The sequence below is a fragment of the Pseudomonas sp. SA195 genome (assembly GCF_054131565.1).
The window spans coordinates 336,591-351,023 of record NZ_CP096392.1 but is presented as its reverse complement, the minus strand read 5'-3'; the positions used below and the strand labels follow the sequence as shown (position 1 = coordinate 351,023).

Annotated in this window: 15 protein-coding genes; 10 read left to right on the top strand and 5 right to left on the bottom strand. The window is 62.7% G+C overall.

Annotated elements, in window-relative coordinates:
* Window positions 1–4 precede the first annotated feature (4 nt).
* The 8 genes from M1D78_RS01620 to M1D78_RS01585 all read left to right on the top strand — a co-directional run bounded on the left by M1D78_RS01620 (window position 5) and on the right by M1D78_RS01585 (window position 7,061).
* Window positions 5–595: a YggT family protein gene (locus M1D78_RS01620; RefSeq protein ID WP_437422300.1), complete on the top strand. Its 591-nt coding sequence runs from the start codon at window positions 5–7 to the stop codon at window positions 593–595.
* A 114-nt stretch (window positions 596–709) separates the two neighbouring features.
* Window positions 710–2,671, top strand: coding sequence for a dynamin family protein (locus M1D78_RS01615; protein ID WP_437422301.1), 1,962 nt, complete (start codon window positions 710–712; stop codon window positions 2,669–2,671).
* Window positions 2,672–2,751: 80 nt separating this feature from the next.
* Window positions 2,752–3,891, top strand: a complete 1,140-nt coding sequence (gene metX / locus M1D78_RS01610; RefSeq protein ID WP_437422302.1) for a homoserine O-succinyltransferase MetX — start codon at window positions 2,752–2,754, stop codon at window positions 3,889–3,891.
* A 9-nt stretch (window positions 3,892–3,900) separates the two neighbouring features.
* The gene (gene metW, locus M1D78_RS01605; protein ID WP_437422303.1) at window positions 3,901–4,500 is read left to right on the top strand and encodes a methionine biosynthesis protein MetW; all 600 of its coding nucleotides are present in this window, start codon (window positions 3,901–3,903) and stop codon (window positions 4,498–4,500) included.
* A 24-nt stretch (window positions 4,501–4,524) separates the two neighbouring features.
* The gene (locus M1D78_RS01600) at window positions 4,525–4,947 is read left to right on the top strand and encodes a DUF4426 domain-containing protein (protein WP_437422304.1); all 423 of its coding nucleotides are present in this window, start codon (window positions 4,525–4,527) and stop codon (window positions 4,945–4,947) included.
* The gene (rdgB, locus tag M1D78_RS01595) at window positions 4,944–5,540 is read left to right on the top strand and encodes an RdgB/HAM1 family non-canonical purine NTP pyrophosphatase (RefSeq protein WP_437422305.1); all 597 of its coding nucleotides are present in this window, start codon (window positions 4,944–4,946) and stop codon (window positions 5,538–5,540) included. The genes M1D78_RS01600 and rdgB overlap by 4 nt, the downstream gene beginning before the upstream one ends.
* Entirely contained in the window at window positions 5,537–6,727 is a 1,191-nt protein-coding gene (hemW, locus tag M1D78_RS01590) for a radical SAM family heme chaperone HemW (protein ID WP_437422306.1), read from the top strand. Before rdgB ends, hemW begins: the two co-directional genes overlap by 4 nt.
* A gap of 10 nt (window positions 6,728–6,737) precedes the next feature.
* Entirely contained in the window at window positions 6,738–7,061 is a 324-nt protein-coding gene (locus M1D78_RS01585) for a DUF3392 domain-containing protein (protein WP_437422307.1), read from the top strand.
* 39 nt (window positions 7,062–7,100) lie between these two features.
* Here the strand turns inward: M1D78_RS01585 and M1D78_RS01580 are convergent, their stop codons facing one another.
* From M1D78_RS01580 to M1D78_RS01560, 5 genes are all read right to left on the bottom strand, one after another.
* Window positions 7,101–8,435 carry a DUF1329 domain-containing protein gene (locus M1D78_RS01580; RefSeq protein WP_437422308.1) on the bottom strand — a complete coding sequence of 445 codons (1,335 nt, stop codon included), beginning with the start codon at window positions 8,433–8,435 and terminating at the stop codon, window positions 7,101–7,103.
* Window positions 8,436–8,627: 192 nt separating this feature from the next.
* Complete coding sequence (gene trmB / locus M1D78_RS01575) at window positions 8,628–9,299, bottom strand: tRNA (guanosine(46)-N7)-methyltransferase TrmB (protein ID WP_457933568.1); 672 nt, start codon at window positions 9,297–9,299, stop codon at window positions 8,628–8,630.
* 101 nt (window positions 9,300–9,400) lie between these two features.
* Window positions 9,401–10,195 (bottom strand): thiazole synthase, encoded by a 795-nt coding sequence (locus M1D78_RS01570; RefSeq protein WP_437422310.1) that lies wholly within the window; start codon window positions 10,193–10,195, stop codon window positions 9,401–9,403.
* 78 nt (window positions 10,196–10,273) lie between these two features.
* On the bottom strand, window positions 10,274–10,474 hold the full coding sequence (gene thiS, locus M1D78_RS01565) for a sulfur carrier protein ThiS (RefSeq protein WP_437422311.1): 201 nt from the start codon (window positions 10,472–10,474) through the stop codon (window positions 10,274–10,276).
* Between the two features lie 88 nt (window positions 10,475–10,562).
* The gene (locus tag M1D78_RS01560; RefSeq protein WP_437422312.1) at window positions 10,563–10,937 is read right to left on the bottom strand and encodes a DUF423 domain-containing protein; all 375 of its coding nucleotides are present in this window, start codon (window positions 10,935–10,937) and stop codon (window positions 10,563–10,565) included.
* A 69-nt stretch (window positions 10,938–11,006) separates the two neighbouring features.
* Here M1D78_RS01560 and mtgA point away from each other — a divergent pair, with 69 nt between their 5' ends.
* Both mtgA and M1D78_RS01550 read left to right on the top strand, forming a co-directional pair.
* A complete protein-coding gene (gene mtgA, locus M1D78_RS01555) occupies window positions 11,007–11,714 on the top strand; it encodes a monofunctional biosynthetic peptidoglycan transglycosylase (protein WP_437422313.1) in 708 nt (235 codons plus the stop codon).
* Window positions 11,715–11,871: 157 nt separating this feature from the next.
* The gene (locus M1D78_RS01550) at window positions 11,872–14,433 is read left to right on the top strand and encodes a CHASE domain-containing protein (protein ID WP_437422314.1); all 2,562 of its coding nucleotides are present in this window, start codon (window positions 11,872–11,874) and stop codon (window positions 14,431–14,433) included.

Sequence of the window (14,433 nt, the reverse complement as noted above, 5' to 3'; positions counted from 1 at the left end):
ATTCATGTCGCAACTCTCGCAAGCCCTGATCCTGATCGTTCAAACGCTCGGCAGCCTCTATCTGCTGATCGTACTGCTGCGGTTCATCCTGCAGCTGGTTCGGGCTGATTTTTACAACCCGCTGAGCCAGTTCATCGTCCGCGCCACGCACCCGCTGCTGAAGCCGCTGCGGCGCGTCATTCCAAGCGTCGGCGGCCTCGACCTCTCATCGCTGGTGCTGGCAGTTATCGTGCAGATGCTGCTGATGGCAGCCGTGCTGATGATCGCCTACGGCACCATCGGCAACGTACTACAGCTGCTGGTATGGGCCATCATTGGCGTGACCGGCCTGTTCCTTAATATCTTCTTCTATGCACTCATCATCAGCGTAATCCTGTCGTGGGTCGCGCCAGGCAGCCACAACCCGGGCGCTCAGCTGGTAAGCCAGGTTTGCGAGCCGGCACTAGCACCCTTCCGGCGCCTGTTGCCAAACCTGGGTGGGCTGGATATTTCACCGATCTTCGCGCTTCTTGCGATCAAGCTGCTGGACATGCTGGTAATCAACAATCTGGCGGTAAGCACCCATATGCCCAATATCTTGCGCGCGCTGATCTGACCGGCGACCGCCCATTCGCTTCATCAGGCCTTTGGGCGGTAGATCACAGCCATGCGATTGACGGCATCCCGGCGACTGGGATAATCGCCCGATCATGCCTTTCAGGACCCCCTCATGGAACGACTCGACCGGCAAGTGGACGCCTATGTCTCCTGGAAGCGCGACCTCATTCGGGAAATCACCCGCTATCGCAGCTGGCTGACGCACAATCGGCTCAATTCAGAGGCCGTCGATTCCCGGCTCGACCGGGCGCTGAAGTTGCTGCGGACCGATCACATCACCCTGGCCTTCGTCGGCGAGTTCTCACGCGGCAAGACCGAGCTGATCAACAGCTTGTTCTTTTCTGAATACGGCCAACGCATCCTGCCCTCGCGCGCCGGGCGTACCACCATGTGCCCGACGGAACTCTTCTTCGACCCGCGCGCCGCTCAATCCTATATTCGCCTGCTGCCGATCGAGTCACGCCTGGAGGAGTCCAGCATCGCGCAGTACAAGCGCACCCCTCAGGCCTGGCTGAACCTACCCCTGCATGCCGACGACCCGCAGCGAATGGTGGAGGCCTTCGCCCAGGTGGCCTCGACCAAATCGGTCACGGCCGACCAAGCGCTGAAACTCGGCTTCCAAGCCGACACGCTGGAGGCTTCCAGCGTCGAGGGCGAGGTACTGGTGCCCGCGTGGCGCCATGCCCTGGTCAATTTTGACCACCCGCTTTTGCGCCAAGGTCTGCGCGTACTGGACACCCCGGGGCTGAACGCCCTAGGCAGCGAACCAGAGCTGACCCTGTCGATGCTGCCTAGCGCCCAGGCAGTGATTTTCCTGCTCTCGGCCGATGCTGGCGTGACGGCCAGCGACATGGAGATATGGCAGCAACACATCCGTCAACTCGACGACGGCAACCGCAATCGGTTGTTCGCCGTGCTCAACAAGATCGACGTGTTATGGGACGACGTCGCCGGCGATAGCTTCGTGCAGGCAGCAATCGACCGCATGCAGGCCAGCACCGCCAAACAGCTGGGCTTGCCCGTCGAGGGCGTGCTGCCGCTGTCGGCAAAACAAGCCTTGCTAGGCAAGATCCGCGGCGACAACGCCCTACTCGAGCGCAGCCGGCTGGTCGCTCTCGAGCAATTGCTGTGTGAGCGCATCCTCGCCCAGAAGGAGCATCTGCTGGAGCAGCAGGTGGTTCGCCAGGTCATCGCCTTGCTGCAAGGCAGCCAGCAGATCCTGACGCAGCGGCTGAGCAAGGTACGCGAGCAATGCGAGCTGCTGGACAATCACCGCCAAGACAACGGCCAGATGCTGCTGGAGCTGACCGCTCGCACCCGGCACGATCACAACCAACACCACAAGCGCCTGCTGCAGCTCAAGACCAACCAGCGCCTGTTGCAGCGCCAGGGCGAGCTCTTGCGCTCAACGATCCGCGCGGAGCGGCTGGACGAGCACCTGACCCGCCTGCGTCGCAGCCTGACTGGCAGCCTGACCACGCTCGGCATCAACCTCAGCATCCTGCATTTCTTCCGCTCGGTGGAACAGGACCTGGGCGCGCTTGAGCAGGAGGCCGCCCTGGCCAACAAGATGGTCGCGGCCATCTATCGTCGGCACAACGAGGAAAACCCGCTGCACGGCGCGGACGCCCCGCTGTTTCGGCTCGCACCCTACCAATTGGAACTCAAGGCCCTTCAGGGCAAGGCGGATCAGTTCCGCCTGCAGCTCAAGACATTGCTCACCGAGCAGGGCACCCTGACCCGGCGCTTTTTTGCCACGCTCGTGCAAGAAGTGGTTGCCATGCACCAGCGCCTGCGGCAGGAGGCCGAGCACTGGGCCGCAGAGGCCCTGCTGCCCTTGATGCAGCACTCGCTGGAACACAAGCAGCAACTCGAAGCCCACATGCTGCGCCTCAAGAGTCTGGCGCAAGACAGCCAGCAAAGCAGCCAGCGTGGTCGACTACTGACCCGCTACAGCGTCGAACTCGAACAGCAACTGACCCAAGCCGGGGACATCCTGCGCATTCTCAGGCGCCCGGCACCGATTCGCCGGCAAGGCAAGGTCGTCGCCATCGGTGCGGCCAGCGTCGGCTGATCCAGGGCTGCGATTGGGCGTGAATTGACGCGCGCTTGGCATTAGACTCTGCCGCCTTGTCCCACTACGAGCCAGGGTCGATGCCCATAGCTATTCCAGCCGATTCCGTTGGCCTGGTACGTCCGAAGATCGAGCATTTTTCCGAACCGCTGGCACTGGCCTGCGGCCGCACGCTGCACGACTACCAGCTCATCTACGAAACCTATGGCCAGTTGAACGCAGCGCGCAGCAACGCCGTGCTGATCTGCCACGCGCTCTCCGGGCACCACCACGCCGCCGGCTACCATGACGCCGAGGACCGCAAACCAGGCTGGTGGGACAGCTGCATCGGCCCCGGCAAGGCCATCGACACCAACCGCTTCTTTGTCGTCAGCCTGAACAACCTTGGCGGCTGCAACGGCTCCACCGGCCCCTGCAGCCTCAACCCCCTTACCGGCAACCCTTACGGTGCTGATTTTCCGGTGGTCACGGTCGAGGATTGGGTAAACAGCCAAGCGCGTCTGGCCGATGTGCTTGGCATCGATCAATGGGCAGCGGTGGTCGGTGGCAGCCTCGGTGGCATGCAGGCCCTGCAATGGACAATGAGCTACCCGGAGCGGGTGCGCAATTGTGTGGCCATTGCCTCGGCGCCGAAGCTGTCGGCACAGAACATCGCCTTCAACGAAGTGGCGCGCCAGGCGATCCTTTCCGACCCGGAGTTCCACGGCGGGCATTTCCAGGAACAGGGCGTGATCCCAAAGCGCGGCCTGATGCTGGCGCGGATGGTCGGCCACATTACCTACCTGTCCGACGACGCCATGGGAACCAAGTTCGGCCGCGGCTTGAAGAGCGAGAAGCTCAACTACGACTTCAACAGTGTCGAGTTCCAGGTCGAAAGCTACCTGCGTTACCAGGGCGAGGAATTCTCCACCCGCTTCGACGCCAATACCTACCTGTTGATGACCAAGGCGCTGGATTACTTCGACCCGGCAGCAGCGCACTACGACGACCTTGCCCGTGCGCTATCGGTAGCACAGTCGGACTTCTGCATCATGTCGTTCACCACCGACTGGCGTTTCTCGCCGGAACGCTCACGGGAAATAGTCGATGCACTGATGGCTGCCCGCAAGAACGTTTCCTACCTGGAAATCGACGCGCCCCAGGGTCACGATGCCTTCCTAATCCCCATCCCTCGCTATCTGCAGGCCTTCCGCGGATACATGAACCGCATCGCCGTATAAGGAACCAACATGCGCGCCGACCTGGACATCATCCAAGACTGGATACCAGAGGGCAGCCGGGTACTCGACCTCGGCTGCGGCAAAGGCGACCTGCTGGCTTGGCTGCAGCAGAATAAAAAGGTCAGCGGCTATGGCCTGGAAATCGACCCTGACAACATCGCAGCCTGCATCGACAAGGGCGTCAACGTCATCGAGCAGGACCTGGACAAGGGCCTTGGAAACTTCGCCAGCAACAGCTTCGATATGGTCGTCATGACCCAGGCACTGCAGGCCGTTCACTACCCGCACGAATTGCTGCGCGAAATGCTACGCGTCGGCCGCGAGTGCATCATCACCTTTCCGAATTTCGGCCACTGGCGCTGCCGCTGGTACCTCGCCAGCAAGGGCCGCATGCCGGTTTCGGAGTTTCTGCCGTACACGTGGTACAACACGCCGAACATCCACTTCTGCACCTTCGAGGACTTCGAGCGGCTGAGCCACGAGCTCGGCGCCCGAGTGCTCGAGCGCCTGGCCGTGGATCGCCATCACAAGCACGGCCTGGCCAGTCGCATCTGGCCAAACCTGATCGGCGAAATCGGTATCTACCGGCTAACCGGCCAGGGCCGCTGACCGTTACCCAAAGGAGGATTCATCGTGACACGCAGCCTGATCGTTCTTCTTGCCCTGATATTTGCCCTACCCGCCTTGGCCGAACGCAAGCACAGCGTCGGCGAGCATGAGGTGCATTACATCGCCTTCAATTCCAGCTTCCTGCAGCCTGAGATAGCCGCCGCGGCCGGCCTGGTGCGCAGCCGTGCCCAGGGCGTGGTCAATGTCTCGGTACTCAAGTCAGGCCAGCCGGTCGCCGCGCAGGTCAGCGGTAGCGTCAAGGACCTGCTCGGAAAGGATTACCCACTGACCTTCAAGCAACACAAAGAGGGTGACGCTGCGATCTATTATCTGGCGCAGTTCCCGTTCGAATCTCGCGAAACACTGCGATTCAACCTAAACGTGCTGCCATCCGGTAGCGCCCCGATCAATTTCGACTTCACTCAAGAATTCTTTCCGGACGAATGATGACCTTCGACGAATTGGTGCTGGCCAGCCACAACGCCGGCAAGCTGAAGGAACTACAGGCCATGCTGGGCGACGCTGTCCGCGTGCGGTCGGTCGGCGAATTCAGCGATGTGGAACCCGAAGAAACCGGCCTTTCGTTCATCGAGAACGCCATCCTCAAGGCGCGCAATGCTGCGCGCGTTTCCGGGCTGCCGGCACTTGCCGACGATTCGGGCCTGGCGGTCGACTATCTCGGCGGCGCACCGGGCATCTACTCGGCGCGCTACGCCGATGGCCAGGGTGACGCTGCCAACAATGCCAAACTGCTCGAGGCGCTGCGCGACGTCCCGGACGCCGAGCGCGGCGCCCAGTTCGTCTGCGCGCTGGCTCTGGTCCGGCATGCCAACGACCCGCTGCCGATCATCTGCGAAGGCCTTTGGCATGGGCGCATTCTGCAGGCGCCGCGTGGTGAGCACGGCTTCGGCTACGACCCACTGTTCTGGGTGCCCGAACAAAACTGCGCCAGCGCCGAAATGCTCCCCGCCGACAAAAACCGCCTCAGCCACCGTGCACGCGCCATGGCGCAACTGAGGGCGAGGCTGGGGCTCGCATGAGCCAGGCTGGCAATGGGCAGCCGGACGCTAACAGCAGATGTACGGATAGCCTCGAGCTGCCTCCCCTGGCCGCTTACGTCCATATCCCCTGGTGCGTTCGCAAGTGTCCCTACTGCGACTTCAACTCCCATGCCGCCGGACCTCGGCTGCCCGAAGACGAATATGTCGAGGCGCTGATTAACGACCTCAAGCGGGATACCGAACTCGTACAGGGCCGCCAAGTGACCTCGGTGTTCTTCGGCGGCGGTACGCCGAGCCTGTTTTCGGCTAGGGCCTTGGGTCGCATACTTGACGCGCTCGATCAGCGAGTGGGTTTCGTCGATGACATCGAGATCACGCTCGAAGCCAATCCCGGCACCTTTGAGCAAGCCAAGTTTCGCGATTACCGACAGCTCGGCATAAACCGCTTGTCGATCGGCGTGCAGAGTTTTCAAGCGGACAAGCTGGAAGCGCTTGGCCGCATCCATGACGGCGAGGAGGCGATCCGCGCCGCGGGCATGGCACGAGCGGCGGGCTTCGACAACTTCAACCTGGACCTCATGCACGGCTTGCCTGGGCAGACCCTGGACGACGCGCTGCACGACTTGCAGACCGCCATCGCGCAACAACCGACGCATCTGTCTTGGTATCAACTGACGGTCGAACCGAACACCGAGTTCTGGACCCGTCCACCAAAGCTGCCAGAAGACGAAACGCTTTGGGACATCCAGGAGGCTGGCCAGGCGTTGCTCGCCGCGCACGGCTATCGCCAGTACGAAACCTCTGCGCATGCACAGCCGGGCCGCCAGGCGCGACACAACCTGAATTATTGGACTTTTGGCGATTTTCTCGGCCTCGGCGCCGGCGCCCACGGCAAGGCCACAATCGCGGGCGGCGCCATTCGTCGCAACTGGAAAACCCGGCGCCCCGCAGACTATCTCGATCCCGCCACAGCCTTCTGTGCCGGCGACCGAACCTTGGACGATGGTGAGCTGCCCTTCGAATTTCTGATGAATGTGCTGCGCCTCACCGACGGCGTACCCGCGACACTGTTCACTCAGCGCACCGGACTGGCGATCGAAACACTGGCCGCCGGGCGGCGCGAAGCCGAAGCCCGCGGCCTGCTGGAGCGCGATCCGCAACGGTTGGTCGCCACGCCTAAAGGCCAGCTTTTTCTCAACGACCTGCTGCAGCTATTCCTGCCCTAAGGACCTCCGCATGGATCTCGTACTCGACCTCATCGCCACCCTGTCGCGTTGGAGCCGAAGCCACCTGTTCGACATCTCGCTGGCAATCATGGCGACCCTGTTCGTCCTGTTCGGACCGGCACTCAACGCTTGGGTGCAAAAGAACATCGGCGGGCTGAATTTCATCCTGCGCACCCTGGCGTTCGTAGTCTTCTGCGCCTTGGTCTATGGCCTTGGCATCATTTATCTCACGCCGTGGCTGGCCAAAGGCCTGGCGCAGTTCAACAACTACACGCTCGCACCGGTGCTCCTGCTGGTGCTGTTCATCATCGGTGTTGTCGCCGACCGGAACTGAGGCAAACAAACCGCCCTGCCGGGCGGTTCTCATCGGACGTCAGTTACCACGCCTCAACGCAGCCGGGGAGAAATCCCGCGGGCTCAGCCGAACATCAAAGTCATACATTTGCTCGTTGTTATCCAACCCGTCGACGAAGTAGTTACCGTCCTTGAGGTGGTACAGCGTCTCGACGGTGCTGTTGAACATCGGCACCTCGTAATAGCTGATTGGATGGCTTTCCTGCAGGCCGATCAGCTCGCCGTTCTCGTCGTACAGGTCCACCGCCAGGATCGACCAGCTGTCTTCGTCAATGTAGAAGCGACGCTTGTCGTAGGGATGATCGAAGCCTTTACGCAGGGTGGCGTCGACGACCCAGACACGGTGCAGCTCATAGCGCAGCAGTTCCGGATTCAAGGTGCGAGCGCGGACGATGTCTTCATACGGAATGCCCTTCTGATGAATGGCATAGCTGTTGTACGGCACCAGCATTTCGCGCTTGGCCACCAGCGTCCACTCGTAGCGATCCGGCGCGCCATTGAAGGAGTCGACCACGTCGGCGGTCGCCAGGCCGCTGGTATCGGGCTGTAGCGAGTCGTAGGCCAGCGATGGCAGGCGGCGGACACGACGGTCCGACGGGCTATAGCGCCATGCTTTGCGCACGGCCAGCACCTGATCGAGTGGATCCTGCACGACCAGCGAGGTGCCGGAGAGCTTGGCCGGTGCGGTGACGCGGTACTTGTAGTACAGCGAGGTGTTGTCCAGGTCAGCCTGGGTGATGCCATCGCGGTTGTAGACGTAGTAGATGTGTCGGTCGCGGCGGATATACGTGGGGTTGCCGTTGATCACCACGGCTTGGTTGTTGACGAAATGGGTCTGGTCGCCCTTGTAGTGCAGGACATGGTTCCAGATCACTTCCATGCCGTCTTGCGGGATGGGGAACGGAATGCCCGCCGAGGCGCCACGGATACCGTTGCCGTTGGCGATCAGCTCGGCATCGACTGCATTCTGCCGGGTTGCGTCGTAGATGCGCTGAGGGTTCGCGGCACTGCGACGCGACGGGAAGACGCGCAGGTAGAAGTCGGAGTTACGCTCGACCAGGGCGCGAAGGCCCTCGGGCAGCAGTGCGGCGTATTCGGCGACGTTGCTGTTGTCGACACGATAAAGCATGGCGTCATCGGCGAAGGGATCAGGGTGATGCATGCCGGCGCTGTAGCCTTCCGGCGGCTGTACCCCGCCGGTCCAGGCCGGAATGGTCCCGGCCGCGTTACCGGCGCGCTCGCCGCCGAGCGGCGTCAGATCCTGACCGAGGCGCGCGGCCTCGCTTTCATTGACCTTGGCCTGGGCTTGGCTGGCGCATACCGCCAACAGCAGAACTCCGAGTTTTCTGAACATCTGTATCGCTCCTTTGCAGCTGGATTGGCAGGCTGCAGGTCACCGTCCCGCCAGGAGGCAGGGCGCGTCATCGTTGTAGTTGTGTGCCGGAAGGTTGCCATCCTGGCGAGCCGTCGTGTGTGGTGTCGTCCCTGGGCCGCTTCGTGCGGCTCTATCGGGCGCCTGGTTGGCGCCCGTTTGTAGTGTGTCGCTTCAGTCGATGCGCTCGAACTTGATGTCCCATACGCCATGCCCCAGACGCTCGCCGCGGCGTTCGAACTTGGTCACTGGTCGCTCCGCGGGGCGCTCGACACAGTGCCCATCGGCAGCCAGATTGCGATAGCCAGGCGCGACGTTCATGACGTCGAGCATGTGTTCGGCATAGGGTTCCCAGTCGGTCGCCATGTGCAGGACGCCGCCGACCTTGAGCTTCTGCCGGACCAGCTCGGCAAACGCCGGCTGGACGATACGCCGCTTGTGGTGGCGACTCTTGTGCCATGGATCGGGGAAGAACAGCAGAACCCGATCCAGGCTCGCATCGGGGACGCATTCACGCAGCACTTCAAGGGCATCGCAACTGTAGACACGGACATTATTTAGGTTTTGTGACACAAGTCCGTTTAACAGCGCACCGACGCCCGGCGTATGTACCTCGACGCCGATGAAGTCCTGCTCGGGCGCCGCGGCTGCCATTTCCAGCGTCGAATGGCCCATACCGAAGCCAATTTCGAAAGTACGCGGCGCGGTGCGGCCGAAAACCTCGTCGAAGTCTCGCAGACCATCGGCCAGTTCGAGGCCGAAGCGTGGCCAACCCTGGTCGAGGCCGCGTTGCTGGCCTTCGGTCATGCGACCGGCACGCATCACGAAGCTCTTGATGGTGCGCATGCGTCGCTGGCCATCGGCCGGTGGGGAAGTATCGATCATCGAGTGAAACCTGCAGGATGCTGTACCGCCCGCGCTCGAATGGCGCAGGCGGAGGGTGGGGCTCAGCGAATCAGGCCGTCCATGGGCGAGGACGCGCTGGCGTAGAGCTTCTTCGGCATGCGGCCGGCCAGATAGGCCAGGCGCCCCGCCTCGATCGCGTGCTTCATGGCCTGCGCCATCAGCACAGGTTGTTGAGCATGGGCGATGGCGCTGTTCATGAGTACCGCCTCGCAGCCCAGCTCCATGGCGATGGTTGCGTCCGAGGCGGTACCGACGCCGGCATCGACCAGCACCGGAACCTTCGCCTCTTCGAGAATGATGCGAAGGTTGTAGGGATTGCAGATGCCCAGTCCGGTGCCGATCAGGCCAGCCAGCGGCATCACGGCAATGCAACCCATGTCGGCAAGTTGGCGCGCGATGATTGGGTCGTCGCTGGTGTACACCATGACGTCGAAGCCTTCCTTGACCAATACCTCGGCGGCCTTGAGTGTCTCGATGACGTTGGGGAACAAGGTCTTCTGGTCAGCCAGCACTTCGAGCTTGACCAGTTTGTGCCCGTCGAGCAGCTCGCGCGCCAGGCGGCAGGTGCGCACCGCGTCCTCGGCGTCATAGCAACCAGCCGTGTTCGGCAAGATGGTGTAGCGCTCAGGCGAGATGACGTCGAGCAGGTTCGGCTCGCCCGGATTCTGGCCGATGTTGGTTCGGCGCACGGCCACGGTGACGATCTCGGCACCCGAGGCCTCGATGGCCGCGCGCGTTTCGTCGAGGTCCTTGTACTTGCCAGTACCGACCAGCAGCCGCGACTGATAGGTGCGACCGGCCAGCGTGAAGGGTTTGTCTTGGGGAACTGGGCTCATGGTGCCCTCCTGTTCAGGCGTGATGCGGTGAAAAAGGCACGCGTCACGGGCGCACCGGGATCGAAAAGGGTCAGCCCGTTAGCCGCCGCCGATGGCGTGGACGATCTCGACCTTATCGCCTTCGGCCAACAGCGTAGCGGCGTGCTGGCTGCGCGGAACGATGTCGCGGTTCAGTTCGACCGCCAAGCGCCGCCCGACCAGGTCCAGGCGTTGCAACAGGTCGGCGACCGATTGGCCGTCAGGAAGCTCATGGCGCTCGCCGTTCAACTCGATGAGCATAGTGATAGCCACCATTGCAAAGGGGCCCGCATTCTAGCCCGATCGACCCAGGCCACCAAGGCGATGCGCGCGGCCATTCGTCCCGCCTTCAGGCACGCATATTCCAGGCACTGAGTAGCAGGCACAGCCAGCCAGCCAGAAAAGCCGCGCCGCCGATCGGCGTAATGATGCCCAGCTTGCTGACGCCGGTCAGGGTGAGCAGATACAGGCTGCCGGAAAACAACAACACACCGAGCACGAACAGCCCACCCACGGCGTTCAACAGGCGTCCGGGCATGTGCAGCGAGAACAGCGCCACGGCCAGCAGTGCCAGGGCGTGGTAGATCTGATACTGCACACCGGTCTGGAATACGGTCAGCATCTCGGGCGTTAAGCGGTTTTTGAGACCGTGAGCGGCAAAGGCGCCGAGGGCGACGCCGGTCAGGCCGAACACGCCAGCGAAGAGAATGAACAGACGAATCATGGGCGGGTTTCCAGTCTGACCTTTCGAGGCCGTTATAATGCCGGCTCTTTCCGGCCGCGACCACGACCCATGCTTCGAGCCCTGATGCGCCGCCTGACCAAACTGCTGCTATGGCTGATCGCCCTTTCGGTACTGCTGGTGCTGGTGCTGCGCTGGGTGCCGCCGCCATTCACTGCGCTGATGATCGAACGCAAGATCGAGTCCTTGGCCAGCGGGGACAGCATCGACCTGCAACGCACCTGGCGCCCCTGGAAGGAGCTGCCGGACCACCTGAAGATGTCCGTTGTGGCTGCCGAGGACCAGAAGTTCGCCACGCATTGGGGCTTCGACATCGATGCCATCCGCGCCGCCTTCGCGCACAACGAGCGCGGCGGCTCGCTGCGTGGGGCCAGCACGCTCAGCCAGCAGGTGGCCAAGAACCTGTTTCTCTGGTCCGGCCGCAGTTGGGTCCGCAAAGGGTTGGAAGCCTGGTTCACCGGGCTGATCGAGCTGCTCTGGCCAAAACAGCGCATCCTCGAGGTCTATCTGAACAGTGTCGAATGGGGCAACGGGATCTTCGGCGCGGAAGCGGCCGCCCGGCATCACTTTGATGTGGGCGCGCCCTATCTGTCCGCGCAACAATCCAGCCAGTTGGCCGCGGTCCTGCCCAATCCACGCGAGTGGAATGCCGGTAGGCCCGGCCCGCACGTACGTAGCCGCGCGGCCTGGATCCGCCGCCAGGTCAACCAGTTGGGCGGCAGCCACTACCTCAACTCGCTCAGGCCAGGGGCGTTCTGAACCGCCTGGCGCGGCCTGACGGAGCGCTATGGCAGTTCGCCATCCCGACGGGTAAGCTCGGGCCCAGATGAACGTGGCGGCGGTTCCGACCGTCCATTAGCTCAATGGCTCCGCGCAGAGCTTCTCAGCATTCGCCACCGAGGCACGACAGCGACCCATGAGCGAAACCGCAAGCGACGCCCGCACCCTCGGCAAGGTGCGCCAGTTCTTCCAGTGGCGTAACAGCATCGCCTGGGTGGTGCTGGGCGTGACCCTGCTGGTTCAACTGATGATCTTCAATCACTTGCAGCTCGATGAAGAACGCGCGGCCGAGCGGCAGTTCGATTTCTTGGTGGAGAAGACCAGCGAGGCCATCGGCAAGCGGCTGATCGACCATGAGCAGATCCTGCTCGGCGCGGCCGGCCTGTTCGACGCCACCGACGAAGTGACCCGCGCCCAATGGCGTACCTACAACGAACGCCTGAGCCTGGCCGAGCACTATCCGGGTATCCAGGGCGTGGGGTTCGCCCAAGCGGTCCGCCCCCAGGAGCTTGCCGAGCATGAGCGACAGGTAAAGGCCGAGGGTTACCCGGACTACCAGGTCCATCCAATTCACACCGGGGCCACGCTGCATACACCGGTCGTGTACCTTGAGCCGTTTCGCGCGCGAAATCTCGCTGCCTTCGGCTATGACATGTTCTCCGAGCCGGTCCGCCAGCAAGCCATGCGCAGGGCCGCCGAAACTGGCCGGCCGCGGCTGACCGGCAAGGTCACACTGCGCCAGGAAACCCATGGCAAGGTCCAGGCCGGCGTGCTGATGTACGTGCCGATCTACCAGCGAGGCGTTTCGGCCGACACCGCCGAGGCGCGCCTGCAAGCGCTGCGCGGGTTCGTCTACAGCCCCTACCGGATGGACGACCTGATGTACGGCATCCTGGGCGCCGCCGACACCAATCTCAGCCTGCAGATCTACGCCGGGACCAACAAAACGCCCGATCAGCTGATCTTCGCCAGTCTCGACCGGACCGGGGCGCAACCCGCTGAGTACCAGAAGGTCGTGCAACTCGACCTGTATGGCCAGACCTGGACCTTGCACATCGAGAGCCTTCCCGAATTCGAGGCCTTCTATCACTCCAATGATGCCCTGGTGCTGGGCGGTTGCCTTGGCCTGAGCCTTTTGCTCTTTTTCCTGACATCTTCGCTGGCCCTCGGTCGTAGCCGCGCCGAGGCCCTAGCCCGCGAGATGACCGACCACATTCGCGAAAACCGGCGTGCCCTGCAGCTGAGCGAGGAGCGCCTGAGCCTGGCGCTCAAAGGCAGCAATGACGGCGTCTGGGACCTCCACCTCGCGGCAGGAACCTTCTACGCCTCGCCTCGCGCCTGGCACATGTTGGGCTACCGCCCCGGCGAACTGCAGGCTGACCTCAAACTCTGGGAGCGGGTCATGGTGCCGGAAGACCTGCCACGCGCCAGGGCACAGCTGGCGCAGACGATGCTGTCCGACGTCGACCACTTCACCACTGAATTGCGCTTCCAGCACAAGGCCGGCCATGCCCTTCCGGTGTTGGTGCGCGGCTATATCCAGCGCAACCAGGACGGCCAGGCACTGCGCATCAGCGGCACCAGCATGGACCTGACCGAGCACAAGCGCATCGAGCAGATGAAGGACGAGTTCGTCTCCACCGTGAGCCATGAATTGCGTACGCCGCTGACGTCGATCAGCGGTGCGCTGGGCCTCGTCACGGGCGGCGCCATGGGTGAGGTGCCGCCACCGATGCTACAGATGCTCGACATCGCCCACCGCAACAGCTTGCGCCTGGGCCATCTAATCAACGACTTGCTGGACATGGAAAAGATCGCCGCCGGCAAGATGACCTTCGACATGCGCGAGCATTCCCTGCGCCGCTTGCTGGAAGAGGCACTGGCCAGCAACCAGGCGTTCGCTACGCATCTGGGTGTCGACTGCGTACTGGATGACGCCCCGGATCTGCGCGTATGGGTCGACGGCCTGCGCCTGCAGCAGGTGCTCAGCAATTTCTTATCCAACGCCATCAAGTACACCCCTGAGGGCGGCCAAGTAACCCTGCACTGCAGCCAGACGGAAGGCGGTCAGGTGCGCATCAATGTCACTGACCAGGGGCCCGGAATACCCGAAGGCTTTCAGAACCGCATCTTCGAGAAATTCGCACAGGCCGACGCATCTGACAGCAGGCAAAAAGGCGGCACCGGGCTGGGCTTGGCGATCACCAAGGAATTCATCGAGCGCATGGGTGGCCGTGTCGGTTTCGACACCCAGGTGGGACACGGCACGACGTTCTGGTGCGAACTGCCGATCATCGAGACCAGCACGACCGGTCCCGATCAGGGGCAACTGCGCTTGCTGGTCGTGGAGGACGAACCCGACACCGGCCGCCTGCTACACCTGATGTTGCGCGACGCGGGCTATGCGGTCGATCGCGCTCAGAGCCTGCATGCGGCTCGCAACAAGCTGGCCGAGGCCCGCTACGAAGCGATGACCCTTGACCTACACCTGCCAGACGGCAGCGGGCGCGAGCTAATCGAGGACGTCCGAGCCAACCCGCAGACGCGGGACCTGCCGATCATCGTGGTGTCCGCGGCCACTCATTTCGATGGAGAGGCCGACTACGACAAGGTCACCTGGCTGCATAAACCGATCAGTGCCGCCCAACTGCTGATCACCCTGACCGAAAGCCTGGAACAGACACGCCCGCCCCGCTAA